The 14,440-nt window shown below is 73.2% G+C and carries 14 protein-coding genes; 11 read left to right on the top strand and 3 right to left on the bottom strand.

All coding sequences use genetic code 11. From position 1 onward, the window contains the following. Positions 1-16 precede the first annotated feature (16 nt). Positions 17-481: a hypothetical protein gene (locus AC0IY1_RS13200; RefSeq protein WP_471770094.1), complete on the bottom strand. Its 465-nt coding sequence runs from the start codon at positions 479-481 to the stop codon at positions 17-19. Between the two features lie 235 nt (positions 482-716). Here AC0IY1_RS13200 and cobF point away from each other — a divergent pair, with 235 nt between their 5' ends. Both cobF and AC0IY1_RS13210 read left to right on the top strand, forming a co-directional pair. Then, positions 717-1,478 carry a precorrin-6A synthase (deacetylating) gene (cobF, locus tag AC0IY1_RS13205; protein WP_471770096.1) on the top strand — a complete coding sequence of 254 codons (762 nt, stop codon included), beginning with the start codon at positions 717-719 and terminating at the stop codon, positions 1,476-1,478. 243 nt (positions 1,479-1,721) lie between these two features. Next, on the top strand, positions 1,722-2,873 hold the full coding sequence (locus AC0IY1_RS13210) for a hypothetical protein (RefSeq protein WP_471770098.1): 1,152 nt from the start codon (positions 1,722-1,724) through the stop codon (positions 2,871-2,873). Positions 2,874-3,035: 162 nt separating this feature from the next. On the opposite strand, the gene AC0IY1_RS13215 is transcribed toward AC0IY1_RS13210, so the two are convergent. After that, a complete protein-coding gene (locus AC0IY1_RS13215) occupies positions 3,036-3,611 on the bottom strand; it encodes a PAS domain-containing protein (protein WP_245436078.1) in 576 nt (191 codons plus the stop codon). Between the two features lie 344 nt (positions 3,612-3,955). On the opposite strand from AC0IY1_RS13215, the gene AC0IY1_RS13220 reads away from it, so the two are divergent. From AC0IY1_RS13220 to AC0IY1_RS13260, 9 genes are all read left to right on the top strand, one after another. Further along, positions 3,956-4,594, top strand: a complete 639-nt coding sequence (locus AC0IY1_RS13220) for a ParA family protein (protein WP_055949176.1) — start codon at positions 3,956-3,958, stop codon at positions 4,592-4,594. Continuing rightward, positions 4,578-4,904 (top strand): ribbon-helix-helix domain-containing protein, encoded by a 327-nt coding sequence (locus AC0IY1_RS13225; RefSeq protein WP_055949179.1) that lies wholly within the window; start codon positions 4,578-4,580, stop codon positions 4,902-4,904. The genes AC0IY1_RS13220 and AC0IY1_RS13225 overlap by 17 nt, the downstream gene beginning before the upstream one ends. A 367-nt stretch (positions 4,905-5,271) precedes the next feature. Further along, the gene (locus AC0IY1_RS13230) at positions 5,272-6,768 is read left to right on the top strand and encodes a septal ring lytic transglycosylase RlpA family protein (RefSeq protein ID WP_471770101.1); all 1,497 of its coding nucleotides are present in this window, start codon (positions 5,272-5,274) and stop codon (positions 6,766-6,768) included. 158 nt (positions 6,769-6,926) lie between these two features. Continuing rightward, on the top strand, positions 6,927-8,153 hold the full coding sequence (locus AC0IY1_RS13235; protein WP_103709413.1) for a D-alanyl-D-alanine carboxypeptidase family protein: 1,227 nt from the start codon (positions 6,927-6,929) through the stop codon (positions 8,151-8,153). Continuing rightward, positions 8,150-8,878: a dTMP kinase gene (gene tmk / locus AC0IY1_RS13240; RefSeq protein WP_471770103.1), complete on the top strand. Its 729-nt coding sequence runs from the start codon at positions 8,150-8,152 to the stop codon at positions 8,876-8,878. Before AC0IY1_RS13235 ends, tmk begins: the two co-directional genes overlap by 4 nt. After that, positions 8,868-9,932 (top strand): DNA polymerase III subunit delta', encoded by a 1,065-nt coding sequence (locus tag AC0IY1_RS13245; protein WP_103709485.1) that lies wholly within the window; start codon positions 8,868-8,870, stop codon positions 9,930-9,932. The genes tmk and AC0IY1_RS13245 overlap by 11 nt, the downstream gene beginning before the upstream one ends. A gap of 91 nt (positions 9,933-10,023) precedes the next feature. Further along, positions 10,024-11,598 carry a methionine--tRNA ligase gene (metG, locus tag AC0IY1_RS13250; RefSeq protein WP_055949190.1) on the top strand — a complete coding sequence of 525 codons (1,575 nt, stop codon included), beginning with the start codon at positions 10,024-10,026 and terminating at the stop codon, positions 11,596-11,598. Between the two features lie 92 nt (positions 11,599-11,690). After that, positions 11,691-12,470: a TatD family hydrolase gene (locus tag AC0IY1_RS13255; RefSeq protein WP_055949252.1), complete on the top strand. Its 780-nt coding sequence runs from the start codon at positions 11,691-11,693 to the stop codon at positions 12,468-12,470. 72 nt (positions 12,471-12,542) lie between these two features. After that, positions 12,543-13,355, top strand: coding sequence for an MBL fold metallo-hydrolase (locus AC0IY1_RS13260; protein WP_471770105.1), 813 nt, complete (start codon positions 12,543-12,545; stop codon positions 13,353-13,355). Positions 13,356-13,466: 111 nt separating this feature from the next. Here the strand turns inward: AC0IY1_RS13260 and AC0IY1_RS13265 are convergent, their stop codons facing one another. Further along, positions 13,467-14,327 carry an SGNH/GDSL hydrolase family protein gene (locus AC0IY1_RS13265; RefSeq protein ID WP_471770107.1) on the bottom strand — a complete coding sequence of 287 codons (861 nt, stop codon included), beginning with the start codon at positions 14,325-14,327 and terminating at the stop codon, positions 13,467-13,469. Between the last annotated feature and the right edge of the window lie 113 nt (positions 14,328-14,440).

The raw sequence follows: 14,440 nt of genomic DNA on the forward strand, positions 1-14,440 counted from the left end.
GGGACGCAGGGCAGCGTCAGGCGGTGAATCTGGGCGGTTCGGGGAGGGCTTCCGGAACGACGTCCGTCCGGGCCGGGAGGGCGCGCGCCAGGGCGCGGTCGCCGGACCGGCGCGGGCCGGCGGCGTCGGCGCTGTCCGGGGCGAGCCCGGCCCCGGTGCAGCAGGCGTTCGGGCTGCGGCAGCCGGCATTGCAGCAGGTGCCGTCGCAGGCGCCGGTGCTCAGCGCCTGGGTCGGGGCGGCCGTCAGCACCACGGTGGTGCGGATCGCGGCCCGCGCCAGCAGGATCCGGTCTTCGCCGCCGAGCCGGGCTTCGGTGCCGGGCCGGTCTTCGCTGCCGGGCCGGGCCTCCGCCGAAACGGCGGGGGAGGGGGCGGTCGCCGCGACGCCCGCGCCGTGCGGATGGCCCGCATGGGCCGCGGCGCCGGACGGCATGAGGCCGACCGTGATCAGGACGATCACCGCCGCGAGCCAGAGTGCCATGTGCCGGACGCAAGTCATGTCGACGACGTGCATAGCACACCGCGCAGGCCGCCGACAGACCGGTTCGCGTGCCCGGCGTGCCCGGGCCTCCCCCGGCTCGGGCTAAGGGGCTGGGAACGCACGGGGTTTCTCGCGGCGCCGGTTCCCCTCCCCCGCCGCATGCTCTAAGCGGGCGACCCGGAGGCACCGCCTTCGGGCGGCACCGCCTTGGGGCGGCAGCGGAGGACGGCGCGCGATGAGAACTCTCCTGGTGATCGGGATCGGCACCGGCAATCCCGAGCACATGACGATCCAGGCGATCCGCGCCCTCAACACCGCCGACGTGGTCTTCGCCCTCGACAAGGGCCGCGCGAAGGCCGACCTGGTCGACCTGCGCCGGGAGATCTGCAACCGCTACCTCACGGAGAAGCCCTACCGCTTCGTGGAGGCGCAGGATCCCGAGCGCGACCGCAATCCCGCCGATTACGGCGCCACCGTCGAGGCCTGGCACGCCGCGCGGGCGGCGCTCTACGCGGCGATGATCGCGCGCGAGCTCGGCCCGGAGGACTGCGGCGCCATCCTGGTCTGGGGCGATCCCTCCCTCTACGACAGCACGCTGCGAATCATCGACCGCATCCGGGCCCGCGGAACCCTGGACCTCGCCGTCCGGGTGATCCCGGGCATCACCAGCGTCCAGGCGCTCGCGGCCGGCCACCGCATCCCCCTCAACCGCATCGGCGGGCCGATCACCATCACCACCGGCCGGCAGATCGCCGGCGGCCTGCCCGCGGGCAGCGACGCCACCGTGGTGATGCTCGACGGCCGGCCCCGCTTCGACCATCTCGACCCGGACCTGACCATCTACTGGGGCGCCTTCCTGGGGACCGCCGACGAGATCCTGGTCTCGGGCCGCCTCGGCGACGTCGCCGCGGAGATCGGCGCCGTCCGCGAGGCCGCCCGCGCCCGGCACGGCTGGATCATGGACACCTACCTCCTGCGCCCGCCCGAACAGGCCTGAGGCCGCCTGCGGCATCGTCGACCGGCGGCGGGAAGGATCGTCCGGGCTCCGGCCCGGCCGACAGGGGATCCTCCCCCGTTGCGGGCCGGACACATCAACAAAAATCCCTTTTCTCCAAGTCTGCCGCGGCGCGTGACTGTCCCGGGACTGGCAGGGTGTTTGCGTGATACTGTGCAGGGCCAATAATCGGCCGATCCTGCCACGACGATGACGGTCGCGGATCGGGATCGGGAGGGCTTGCGGATGGCAGCGCACGGGGTTCGGGCGGACAGGTTCGGCGGGCGGGGCCCCGCCCGGCAAGGGCGGGCGCGGCTGCTCTCTGCGCGGCTTGTCGCCGGTGCCACCTGCGCCGTCCTGGCGGCCGCCGGGGCGCTTCCCGCCCTCGGCTCGGCCTACACCGCCCTGTCCCTGCGCCTGGAGGAGCGCTTCCACACGCAGGTGCCCGGGCCCCCGGCGCGCATCGCCCTGGGGCCGCAGGGGCGCGACATCCGGTTCGCCGGGGAGATCGGGGCGGGGACGGCCGCGCGCCTCGGCGCCCTGCTCGCCGCCCATCCGGAGGTGACCCGGATCCATCTCACCAGCGAGGGCGGCCTCGTGGAGGAGGCGACGGCGATCGGCGACCTCATCGCCGCCCGGGGCCTCGCCACCTACGTGCCGGACTACTGCGTCTCCGCCTGCACCCTGGCCTTCGTGCGCGGCACCGGGCGCGCCCTCGTGACGAACGGGCGGCTCGGCTTCCATGCCCCCTACGATCCGGGCCTGTTCGGACAGGTGGTGCAGGCCGACGCCGCGGCCGAGCGGGCGGCCTACGTGGCCGCCGGCGTCGACCCCGCCTTCGTCGCCGAGGCCCTCGCCGTGGCCTCCGACAGCCTGTGGATCCCCGAGCCCGCCCGCCTGATCCAGGCGCGGGTCGCCACCGAGCTGGTCGACACCGACCGCTTCCCCGATTCCACCCTCGACGACGATCCGAGTTCCGCCGGTGCCCGGGCGGCGATCCTGCGCGCCCTGCCGCTTCTCGGAGCCCTCGCGGGGCGGGGGGACGTGCTCGACGCACTTGCGGCCGCCTATCTCGACGGCTACCGGGCCGGCCTGCCCGAGGGCGCGGCCCTCGACCGCCTGCGGGCCGGGGCCGAGCGCGCCATCGCCCGCATCCTGCGCGACGCCGACGACGCCTCCTGGGTCGCGACCGGCCGCGTCCTCCTGCGGGCGATGCGGGGCGCGGATCCGCAGGCCTGCCTCACCATCGGCGGGAGGGCAACCTCCTGGCGGCGCAGGACGTCCTGGCCGACGACGCGGCGGCGACCGTGCTGGCCCGGGCGGCCGGGCAGGGGGCTCGCGCAGGGATGGCCGCGCCCGCGCCATCGGCCCGCCTCGCCCGGGACTGCGCCGGCCTGATCGCGGCCTACGCCGATGCCCTGGCGCGGCCCGGGGCCGGGCCGATCCTGCGGGGGCTCGCGAACCGCCGGGTCCCGCCGACGCGGGAGGCCACGGCGCTGCCCCGCTGATCGGGCTCTTCGTGTTTTCCGGACCCTTCGCTTCTTTCTCGGACCTTTGGCGTCAGTGCCGCTGGCCGTCCGGGCTGTCCCGGAGGTGGCGGGCGAGTTCATGGCCGATCTCCACCATCAGGCGATCGAGGAGCCGCGACAGGCCGGGCCGGGCGAGAGCGTCGGCCAGGCCCCGCAGGGCGATGGCGTGTTCGGCCATCCGGTTCACCGCATGCTGGTCCCGGGGCCCGTCCGCGCGGTCCTCGCTGAGGTCGAGGACGAGGCCGCGCGCCCGCGCCGGGTTCCCCGCGGCGTCGGGCTCGATGCGCCCGCGCAGGTCCAGCCGGCGCGGCCCGCGGGTGCGGAAGGCGACCGCGAAGGCGCCGCCCCGGGCGATCGCCGCCTGGAGGGCATTGTCGACCCGCGCGCGGTCCTCGTCGTGGATGCGGGAGAGGAAGCGCGCCAGCGGCACGCCCCGAACGCCCGCATCCGGCGACCAGCCGAGGGCCCGGGCGACCGGTGCCGAGACCACGAGGCGGTCCGCCCAGATCTCGTGCACCCAGGCGCCGACCACGCCCGAGGCGGCGAGGGCCGCCCGCAGGCCGCCGGGGATATCAGCCTCCGTCTCCGGTGGCGGGGATCGCATCATGGGCCTCCTCACCGGCAGGACCGAATCCACTTAAACGACCTGAGGTTGCCATGTTGGCCATATGCAGGGCTCGGCGTGCGGCCATCGTAGAGCGGAAGCGCCGTGGCGAAAAGGGCCCGAGCACTGTCCGGGTGAAATTAGCAACCTGAGATTGCCTGTCCGAAAGTCCGTCCTCGCGCCGGGGCTTAACCGTTGGTTAACCATGATCGGCGACATCCGGGATCGCAGCATCCTTGGGTCACAGGACGGAAGGCCCCCGCCCCGTCCACCGGCGATCCAGACTGCCGGATCCGTCCGCCCCCACCGTCACCCGAACTCGTCGACGCTCGCGAAGGGATGCCAGGATGAAAGCCATCACGTTCGTCACCCAGAAGGGGGGCAGCGGCAAGAGCACGCTCTGCATCTCCCTGGCGGTCGCCGCCCAGGAGCGCGGCCTCTCGGTCTGCATCCTCGAGATGGACCGTCAGGCCACGATCAGCGACTGGCTCGACCATCGCACCGCCGAGGGCCCGGAAGTGGCGCAGATCGACGCGACGCAGATCGAGGGCGTGATGGCCCAGCTGCGCGAATCCGCCTACGACTACGTCTTCATCGACACCCCTGGCGTCGATTCCGCCGGCACCCTCTCGGCGATCCGCGCGGCCGATCTCTGCATCATCCCGTGCCGCCCGACCCCGGCGGATCTGCGCGCCTTCAAGCCGACCCTGGCGGCGATCTACCGGCTCGAGAAGAAGTTCGCCTTCGTGCTGAACCAGACCCCGCCCCGCTCCTACCGCATCCGCGATGCCGCCGACGGCCTCGCCGTGCTCGGCATCCTGCCGGACGTGAACATCGTCGCCCGCACCGACCACCAGGACGCCATCGGCGTCGGCCAGGGCGTCACCGAGTTCAATCCGAAGGGCCAGGCCGCCTTCGAGGTGCGCAAGCTCTGGAGCTGGATCGAGAAGCGCATGCAGGTGAGCAAGCATGCCAAAGCCGCCTAAGCTGAGTCTCGCCTCCATCGTTGCCGCCTCGACTCCGCCGGGCAAGTCTCACCAGGGCCCCCACCAGACTGCCGAAATCGTCCAGCTCGACACGGGTGCGCCCCCGCTGCGGCGCCCCAACGCCACCCTGAAGCAGCGCGCCCGTCAGATGTCGGTCTACCTGGAGCCGCCGGTCTACGATCAGCTGCGGGACATCGCCCATGCGGAGCGGGCCAAGATGCACGGCCTGATGCTCGAGGCGCTGGATCTGCTGTTCAAGCAGCGCGGCGCACGCTCGATCGACCAGCTGAACGAGCCGGACGGGCGCTGAGGACGAAAGACGAGCCCCAGCAGACGGTTGCTGGGGCTTTTCGATGTTCCGGATCAGCCGCGTTCGATGCGGTCCAGCCGCCTGCCTCGCTCGAAGGAACGGGGTTTTTCGCTGATCTGACGAAGACTTGCTGGGGGATCCTCATGCGGAGGATCCGCCCGGGCCGGCGGCCCCGGTTGCGGCCCGGTCCCGGGCGGAACGGCACCGGCGTTCAGCCTTCCTTTACGGCATTCGGACATTCTTGCTCGTCTCGGGAGCGGCCTACGGCGCCGATCCCGGGGGCTCGTCCGGTCCTGCTCTCGCCCGCCGGCGGTCCCTTTCGAACGTGTTGCGTGGATCAGGGCGGGGGCTGGGGCGGATCATCGCGATGGCGCGTACGACGAAGCCGGGACATCCGGGGCCGGCCCCGCTGCCGCTCTGGCGGCTGCTGGCGGTCTCGGCGGTGGCGCTCACCACCGCCAACTGCGCCCAGTCTCCCCAGAAGCTCGCGGGCGCCGCCGGAAGCGGCTCCAGCCTCGATCCGAAATACGGCGTCAAGGCCAGCCCGCGCCTCTACAACGAGGGCGACGTGATCCCGAAGGGCGGCGGCCGCCGCTTCTCGGGCAAGCCCTACGTGGTGGCCGGGCGCACCTACGTCCCGCGCGAGGACGCCAAGGGCTATGTCCGCGAGGGCCTGGCCTCCTGGTACGGCTCGGCCTTCCACGGGCGCATGACCGCCAACGGCGAGGTGTTCGACCGTCACTCGATCGCCGCGGCGCACCCGACCCTGCCGCTGCCGAGCTACGCCCGCGTCACCAACCTCGCCAACGGCCACTCGATGATCGTCCGGGTGAACGATCGCGGCCCCTATCACGCCAATCGCCTGATGGACGTCTCCGAGGAGGTGGCCGAGGCGCTGGAATTCCGCCGCAGCGGCACCGCGCGGGTCCGCGTCGAGTATGCCGGCAAGGCCTCCACCGCCGGCAGCGACGACCGCAAGCTCCTCGCCACCCTGCGCACCGACGGCCAGCCCGCCGCCATCCGTGGACCCTCGCCGGTCATGCTGGCCGATCTCGGCCCGGACGCGCCGCAGGTCTCCGCCGAGCGCCTCGCCCGGGCGAGCCGCCCCGCCCTGGCCTTCAAGGAGGCCGACGACCAGCCCGCGGGCGAGGCCGCCCCGGTCGCGGCGACCGAGGCGGCGCCGGTGCCCCATCCGGCCAAGCCTGCCCCCATCCTGGTGGCGAGCGCCGCCACCGTCGCGGTCCCGGCCGCGCTGCAGCCGACGGCGGTGCGGGCCGAAGGGTTCCGGCCCGTGCGGCATAGCCCGTCCGAGCCGCACCAGACCCTGGCCGCCGCCCGGCCCGCGCCCCTCAGCCTGACCCCGCCGCCGCTGCGGCTCGCCGGGGCACGGCCCGAGCCGCACGCCGCTGCCAGCCGCGTTGCCGCCGGGTCGCCCGCCGGCCAGGGGCCGGCGAAGGCCGCCCAGTTCGGCGGGGCGCCGGCCAAGGCCGATCCCCGCGCCGCCAGCGCCCGCTTCGCCGCCGCGACCCCGGCCCCCGCACCCAAGGCGGCCCCCGTCAGGCTGTCGGCTGCCGGACCCAAATCGGCCCTCCAGCCCGGCACCGCCCGGATGGTGGCCGCCAAACACCCTTCGGAGACCAGGACCGCTTCGGAGACCAGGACCGCCTCGGAGTTCAAGGCCGCGCCCAAGGCCGTCGCCGTCGCGAAGGCCGGTCCGGTCGGCAAACCCGCCGGCGCGGCCGCCGTCCTGGCCCAGGGGACGTCCCCGGCCAAGGCCACGCTCCCGGCCAAGGCCGCGGCGCGCACGGCCGTCGCCGCCAAGGCGCCGGCCCGGACGCGCGCCCAGTTCGCCGAGGCCCGCTGAGACGCGCGCCGAGCCGGCACGCGGCGCATCCGCACCCGTCGGGACCCATCGACGCGCGATGGGTCATCGCACGTGATTTGGGTTCGATCTCGGCGGCAAATACCTGTAACGTCACGCTTGATCGTGGGGGCGATGAACGGGTGGGCGTGGGACAGGCGATGAGTGTGAGAGTGGTCCTCGCGGGTCGGAACGGAGCGGGCCGCGCGGCGGTGTCGGGGCTGGTCCTGGCCGCGGCGCTGAGCCTGTTCGCGGCGGGCTCCGCCCTGGCCCAGAGCTTCCAGACGGCGGCGCCCCACGCGATCCTGATCGATGCCGATTCCGGCTCGGTGCTGTTCGAGAAGGGGGCCGACGAGCTCTTCTCCCCGGCCAGCATGGCCAAGCTGATGACCACCGAGATCGTGTTCAACGAGATCCGGCAGGGCCGGCTCACGATGGAGTCGGAGTTCCAGATCACCGAGGACGCCTGGCGCCGGGGCGGGGCGGGGGGCGGCGGCTCCTCGATGTTCGCGCAGCTCAACAGCCGCATCAAGCTGTCCGACCTGCTGCGCGGCCTGATCGTGCAGTCGGGCAACGACGCGGCCATCGCCATCGGCGAGGGCATCGCCGGCTCGGAGGAGAATTTCGGGCGGATGATGACGGCGCGGGCACGGGAGATCGGGCTGACGCGCTCGACCTTCCGCAACGCGACCGGCTACTCGGCCCCCGACCAGAAGGTGACCGCCCGCGATCTCGCCAAGCTCGCCCTGCACCTGATCGAGACCTACCCGGACCTCTACAAGATCTTCGCCGAGCGCGAGTTCACCTGGAACAAGATCAAGCAGCAGAACCGCAACCCGCTGCTGACGCTCGATATCGGCGCCGACGGGCTGAAGACCGGCTACCTCGAGGAATCCGGCTACGGCCTGACGGGCTCGGCGGTGCAGAGCGGGCAGCGCCTGATCATGGTGGTGAGCGGGTTGAAGACCGCCCGCGACCGGGCGGCGGAATCGCGCAAGCTGATGGAGTGGGGCTTCCGCGCCTTCGAGCCGCGCCAGATCTTCACCGCCGGCGAGACCGTGGCGGAGGCCTCCGTCTACGGCGGCGCGGCGGGCAGCGTGCCCCTGGTCGCCAAGAAGGCGGTGCGGGTTCTGCTGCCGCGCGGCTCCGGCGACAAGATCTCCGCCCGGGTGGTCTATCAGGGGCCCCTGGTCGCCCCCGTCGCGCAGGGCCGCGAGATCGGTCGCCTGCGCATCACCCGCGGCGACACCCAGGCCCTCGACCAGCCGCTCTATGCCGCCGACACGGTGGAGGCCGGCACCCTCCCGCAGCGGGCGCTCGACGCGGCCTGGGAGGTCGGCACCGGCCTGTTCCGCAAGGCGTTCGAGAAGGCCGGCGCGAAATCGTGACGGCGCCCGGGACGGGGGGAGGGACCTTCATCACCTTCGAGGGCGGGGAGGGGGCCGGCAAGTCCACGCAGATCCGCCGCCTCGCCGCCCATCTCCGTGCCGAAGCCGGCCGCCCCGTGCTGACGACGCGCGAGCCCGGCGGCTCGCCCAGGGCCGAGCGGATCCGCGAGGCGCTGCTGGCGGGGCTGGCCAAGCCCTACGGCCCCTTCGCCGAGGCGCTGCTGTTCTCCGCCGCCCGGATCGACCACCTCGACACCCTGATCCGCCCGGCGCTGGCGCGGGGCGAGATCGTGCTCTGCGACCGCTTCGCCGATTCCACCCGGGCCTACCAGGGCGCGGCCGGCGGCCTGGATCCGGAGGTGCTGGGGGCCCTCGAGGGCGTCGTCGTCGGCCCGACCCGGCCCGACCTGACCCTGATCCTCGACTGCGAGCCGGAGCTCGGGCTCGCCCGCGCGCGGGCGCGCCGCGACGCGGGGTCCGACGGCGCGGTCGACCGCTTCGAGGCCGAGGCCCTGGCCTTCCATGCCCGCCTGCGCAACGCCTTCCTCGCCATCGCGGCGGAGGAGCCGGCACGCTGCGCCGTCGTCAACGCCGCCCTGCCCGCCGATGCCGTCGAGGCCGCGATCCGCGCCGTCGTGGCCGAGCGCCTGCCCGGAGTGCTGCCGGCGCAGACTCATGGCCGGAGCGACGATCGCCCCGGGACGGAGCACGGCGATGCGGCCTGAGCGCGCCCCCGAGGATGTCGAGCCCGGCGACCTGACGGAAGTCCCGCGCCCGCGCGAGCAGGCCGATCTCGTCGGCCATGCCGAGGCGGAGGCCGCCTTCGTCGAGGCGATCGCCTCCGGTCGCCTGCACCACGCCTGGCTCATCGGCGGCCCGCGCGGCATCGGAAAGGCGACGCTGGCCTACCGGGTCGCCCGCTGGCTCATCGCCAATCCGGCGGCGCAGGGGGCGCCCGCCAGTCTCGCCGTCGCCCCGGACCATCCGGCGGCGCGCCAGGTCGCGGCCCTGTCGCATCCCAACCTCGTGGCCCTGCGCCGGACCCGGGCCGCCAATGCCAAGACCCTGGCGACCCGGATCTCGGTGGATGCGGCCCGTGGCGCCCTCGCGCTGTTCGGCTCCACCGCCGGCAATGCGGGCTACCGCGTCTGCATCGTCGACAGCGCCGAGGACCTCAACGCGAACAGCGCCAACGCGCTCCTGAAGATGGTGGAGGAGCCCCCGCCCCGCTGCCTGTTCCTCATCGTCAGCCACGCGCCCGGCCGGCTCCTGCCGACCATCCGCTCGCGGTGCCGGGCCCTGACCCTGCGCCCGCTGGCGGAGGCCGACGTGGCGCGGGTGATCGGCGGCTTCGCGCCCCCCTTCGTGCAGCCCGCCCCGGAGGCGCTCGCCCGGGCGGCGCAGCTCGCGGAGGGCTCGGTCGCCGAGGCCGTCGCCCTGCTCGATCCCGCCCGGGCCAACCTCGTGGCGGAGGTCGAGACCCTGCTGGCCCGGCTCGACCCTCCCGACTGGCGCCGCATCCTGGCGCTGGCCGAGAAGCTCAGCGGGCGGGACTCCGACGAGCTCTTCGCGGCGAGCCTCGACACGGTGTTCCGCTTCGTCTCGGCCGAGCTCGACCGGCGCCGGCACGAGTCGCCCGCCCGCCTTGCGGCGCTGGTCGAGGTATGTGACAAGATCGCCCGCGCCGCGCGGGAGGCCGCGACCTACAATCTCGACCGCCGGCCGCTGGTCCTGTCCCTGTTCGGCGACCTGGCGGGCGCGCTCCGCGACGCCGCCTGAGGCGGCATGGTCGTCTCCCGCCGTCCTGTGATCCCGGGACCCGATTCCGGGACCTGATCCTGTGAACCCTGTATCCGGGGAACCCCTCGACGTGACCGCCACCGACCCGGCAACCGCGAAGACCTTCGGTCTCTCCACCGCGATCTCCTATCCCAACGGCGCCCCGCATATCGGCCATGCCTACGAGGTGATCGCCACGGACGCGATCGCCCGCTTCAAGCGCCTCGACGGCTACGACGTGCTGTTCTCCACCGGCACCGACGAGCACGGCATCAAGATCCAGCAGACGGCGGCCAAGGCCGGGATCACCCCGCGCGCACTCGTCGACGACATGTCCGCGCGCTTCCGGGCCATGGCCGAGGCCCTGGACTGCAGCCACGACCGCTTCATCCGCACCACCGAGCCCGCGCACGCCGCCGCCGCCCAGGAGCTGTGGCGCCGGATGGAGGCCAACGGCGACCTCTACCTGTCGAAATATGCCGGCTGGTACTCGGTGCGCGACGAGGCCTACTACGCCGAGGACGAACTCGAGACCGGTCCCGACGGCGTTCCCGTGGCCAAGGCCACCGGCACGCCGGTGACCTGGATGGAGGAGGAGAACTTCCTCTTCCGGCTCTCGGCCTACCAGGATCGGCTCCTCGCCCTCTACGAGGCGCAACCAGACTTCATCGGCCCCGAGACCCGGCGCAACGAGGTCGCGAGCTTCGTGCGCTCCGGCCTCAAGGACTTCTCGGTCAGCCGCACCAATTTCGACTGGGGCGTGCCGGTGCCGGGCCACCCCGACCACGTCATGTATGTCTGGGTCGATGCCCTGACGAACTACCTCACCGTCACGGGCTTCCCCGACGCGGCCGACCCGCGGGCGAGATTCTGGCCGATGGACCTGCACGTCATCGGCAAGGACATCGTCCGCTTCCACGCGGTGTACTGGCCGGCCTTCCTGATGTCGGCCGGCCTTCCGCTGCCCACGCGCGTCTTCGGCCACGGCTTCCTGCTCTCCAAGGGCGAGAAGATGTCGAAGTCGCTCGGCAACGTCGTCGACCCGATGGACCTGATCGCCACCTACGGGGTCGACGCGGTGCGCCACTTCGTGCTGCGCGAGGTGCCCTTCGGCGGCGACGGCAACTACAGCCACGAGGCGATCATCACCCGCTACACGGCGGACCTCTCGAACGGCCTCGGCAACCTCGCCCAGCGCTCGCTCTCCATGATCGCCAAGAACCTCGGGGGGACGGTTCCCGAGCCCGGCGCCTTCACGGAGGACGACCGGGCGCTGCTGGCCCTGGCCGACGGGCTGCCCGCCACCGTGCGGGCGGCGATGGACAAGCTCGCCCTGCACACGGCGCTGGCCGAGATCTGGGCCGTGATCACCGCCGCCGACCGCTACTTCGACGCGCAGAAGCCCTGGGTCCTGCGGAAATCCGATCCGGTCCGGATGGCGGCCTCGCTCTACGTCGTGGCCGAGACCCTGCGGGCCATCGGCATCCTGGTGCAGCCCTTCATGCCGGGCTCCGGCGCCAAGCTCCTCGACCTCCTGGCCGTGCCGGCGGACCGGCGCCGGCTGGCCGATGTGGGGGAGGGCGGTCGCCTCGTGCCCGGTACGCCGCTCCCCGCCCCCGTCGGCCTGTTCCCGCGCTTCGTCGAGCCGGAGGCGCCGTCGGCGTGAGCCGCGGTGTCAACCGCGGCGACTTCCCCGGCGACTTCCCCGGCGTCTTCCACGACGTCCTGCCCACCCCACCGTTTTCCGAGCCCCGCCTCATGCTGGTCGACAGCCACTGCCACCTCGATTTCCCGAATTTCGCGGCGGATCTGCCCAACGTCCTCGCCCGCGCCCGGGCGGCCGGGGTGACCCGGATGGTCACGATCGCCACCCGGGTGGCCAAGGCCCGGACCTACGAAGCCCTGTCGGAGGCCAACCCCGAGATCTGGCACACCATCGGCACCCACCCGGACGGGGCGGGCGACGAGCCCGATGTGCCGACCGAGGCCATCGTGGCGCACACCCATCACCCCCGCTGCATCGGCATCGGCGAGGCGGGCCTCGACTTCCACTACGACAACGCCGCCCCCGAGGCGGTTCAGGCGCGCGTCTTCCGCCGTCACATCGCGGCCGCCCGCGAGACCGGCCTGCCGCTGGTCATCCACGCCCGCGACGCCGATGCGGAGATGGAGGCGATCCTGGTCGACGAGATGGGGCGCGGCGCGTTCACGGCCGTCCTGCACTGCTTCTCGTCGGGCGCGCGCCTGGCCGAGGTCGGCGTCGAACTCGGCTTCTGCGTGTCCTTCTCCGGGATCGTCACCTTCCGGCGCTCCCACGACCTGCGGGCGATCGCCCGGTCGATCCCACCCGACCGCCTCCTGGTGGAGACCGACGCCCCCTTCCTGGCTCCCGAGCCGCATCGCGGCCGCACCAACGAGCCGGCCTACACGGCGGACACCGCCCGCTCCCTCGCCCAGACCCTCGACATGGATCCGGCGGACTTCGCCGCGCTGACGACGGCCAATTTCCACCGCCTGTTCCACAAGGCCGCGGCCTGAGCCGGGCAGGGGGCTCGGATCGGGCGTGACAGGCCCCCGCCCCCTCCGATACCAACGGGGGCGGAGGTGCCGATGGGCGCAATGCGATTGACGATCCTCGGCTGCGGCTCGTCCGGGGGCGTGCCCCGCGTGGGCTACGGCTGGGGCGCCTGCGACCCGCAGGAGGCACGGAACCGGCGTCGGCGCTGCTCGCTCCTGGTGGAGCGGCAGGACGGCGACGCGGAGAGCGCCGCCACCACCCTCCTCGTCGACACCGCGCCGGACCTGCGCGAGCAGCTGCTCGACGCGGCGGTGAAGCGCCTCGACGCGGTGCTGTTCACCCATGCCCATGCCGACCACACCCACGGCATCGACGACGTCCGGCCCCTGGTCATCCACATGCGCCGGCGCATCCCGGTCTTCGCCGACGCCCGCACGCGCAGCCTTCTGGAGGCCCGGTTCGGCTACTGCTTCGAGACGCCCCCCGGCAGCGAGTATCCGCCGATCCTCGACATGCACGACCTGGCGGACGGGGAGGCGACGGTGGTGGACGGGCCGGGCGGCGCGATCACGGCCCTGCCCTTCGGCATGGAGCACGGCAACGAGGCGGCCCTCGGCTTCCGCTTCGGTCCGGCGGCCTACGCGCCCGATGTCAGCCTGATGCCGGAGGCGTCGCAGGCGCGGCTGCACGGCCTCGACCTGCTGATCATCGATGCCCTGCGGGAAACCCCGCATCCGACCCACTACTCGGTCTCGGATGCCCTGGCGCTGATCGAGACGGTGCGCCCGCGCCGGGCCATCCTGACCAACCTGCACACGGATCTCGACTACGCCACGCTGAGCGCCAAGCTGCCGCCGAACGTCGTGCCGGCCCATGACGGCTTAAGCGTCACGCTGGATCTCTAGGCCCTTTGGATCTCTCGGGACTTTGGATTTCTCGGCACCCCGGATCTCTCGGCATACCGGATCTCTCGGGAGGAGGGCGCTCCGCCGCCTCCCCCGATCCCCGCGCCGGCCTCAGTTCTGGCTGCCGGCGTCCGGCGGCAGGCCCGCATTGGCCAGGAGCTGCGCCGTGGCGGCGCGGGCCAGGCGGTCGTAGCCGGCATCGGTCATGTGCAGGCCGTCGGGACCGATCATCTGGGTCGGGGTCAGCAGCCCCTGGGCGGCCCAGGCGCGCATCAACGCATTGCGGCGGATCACCGGCACGTTGAGCTCGGTGGCGATGGCGTGCAGGGCGGCGCCGTAGGCCTCGGCCCCGTCGGTGGTCGAGAGCTTCTTGCACCATTGCTGGTCCATCAGGACCACGTCGGCGCCGGTGGCCCGCATGGCGAGGATCCCGGCGCGGGTGAGTTCGGTGAAGCGCTCCACGCTGACGCCGCTCATGGGGTCGTTGCTGCCGGTCTGCCAGATCACGAGGTCCGGCTTGTCGGCGAGCACGTCGCGCTCCAGCCGCCGGGCCATGGCCTCGGAATCGTCGCCGCCCTTGCCGCGGTTCAGCACCGTGACGGCGGAATGCGCGGCGCCCATCGCGTCGAGACGCGCCGTGAGGTCGCGCTGGAGCTGGGCCGGGTAGGTGGTGGCCGCCGAGGAGGCGCCAGAGCCCTCGGTCGAGGACGAGCCGAAGGCCACGATGCGGACGGCCTGGCCCTGGGCGATCAGGCCGGCGAGACGGGGCAGGCGGGCGAGGGCCCGGCGCGGCATCGCTGTCCGGACGAGCGGTCGGGCCGTCTCCGGTGCGGCGGCCTGGGGCGGCTGCACCAGGGCGGTGCGCTGCGGCTCGGCCTGCGCGCGCCCCGGCGTGCCGGTGGCGAGCGCAACCGATCCGACGGCCAGCAGGACCAGGCTCAGGGCAGCGGAGGGGCGCGCAAGGATCGGCATCGCATTCGCTTCGGAGAGGATCGATTCGGATGGGCATCCGCTCGAATGGTGCCCGGTATCATGTATTATGGGGAGGAATTGTGTCGTCCGCCAGCGGTTTAGCACCCCGGGCG

The organism is Methylobacterium sp. AC690 (assembly GCF_979256535.1).

Bases quoted from the DNA above. Each gene is read 5' to 3' on its own strand.
- AC0IY1_RS13200 (WP_471770094.1), bottom strand. From the start codon at position 481: ATGGCACTCTGGCTCGCGGCGGTGATCGTCCTGATCACGGTCGGCCTC.
- cobF (WP_471770096.1), top strand. From the start codon at position 717: ATGAGAACTCTCCTGGTGATCGGGATCGGCACCGGCAATCCCGAGCAC.
- AC0IY1_RS13210 (WP_471770098.1), top strand. From the start codon at position 1,722: ATGGCAGCGCACGGGGTTCGGGCGGACAGGTTCGGCGGGCGGGGCCCC.
- AC0IY1_RS13215 (WP_245436078.1), bottom strand. From the start codon at position 3,611: ATGATGCGATCCCCGCCACCGGAGACGGAGGCTGATATCCCCGGCGGC.
- AC0IY1_RS13220 (WP_055949176.1), top strand. From the start codon at position 3,956: ATGAAAGCCATCACGTTCGTCACCCAGAAGGGGGGCAGCGGCAAGAGC.
- AC0IY1_RS13225 (WP_055949179.1), top strand. From the start codon at position 4,578: ATGCCAAAGCCGCCTAAGCTGAGTCTCGCCTCCATCGTTGCCGCCTCG.
- AC0IY1_RS13230 (WP_471770101.1), top strand. From the start codon at position 5,272: ATGGCGCGTACGACGAAGCCGGGACATCCGGGGCCGGCCCCGCTGCCG.
- AC0IY1_RS13235 (WP_103709413.1), top strand. From the start codon at position 6,927: ATGAGTGTGAGAGTGGTCCTCGCGGGTCGGAACGGAGCGGGCCGCGCG.
- AC0IY1_RS13245 (WP_103709485.1), top strand. From the start codon at position 8,868: ATGCGGCCTGAGCGCGCCCCCGAGGATGTCGAGCCCGGCGACCTGACG.
- AC0IY1_RS13255 (WP_055949252.1), top strand. From the start codon at position 11,691: ATGCTGGTCGACAGCCACTGCCACCTCGATTTCCCGAATTTCGCGGCG.
- AC0IY1_RS13260 (WP_471770105.1), top strand. From the start codon at position 12,543: ATGGGCGCAATGCGATTGACGATCCTCGGCTGCGGCTCGTCCGGGGGC.
- AC0IY1_RS13265 (WP_471770107.1), bottom strand. From the start codon at position 14,327: ATGCCGATCCTTGCGCGCCCCTCCGCTGCCCTGAGCCTGGTCCTGCTG.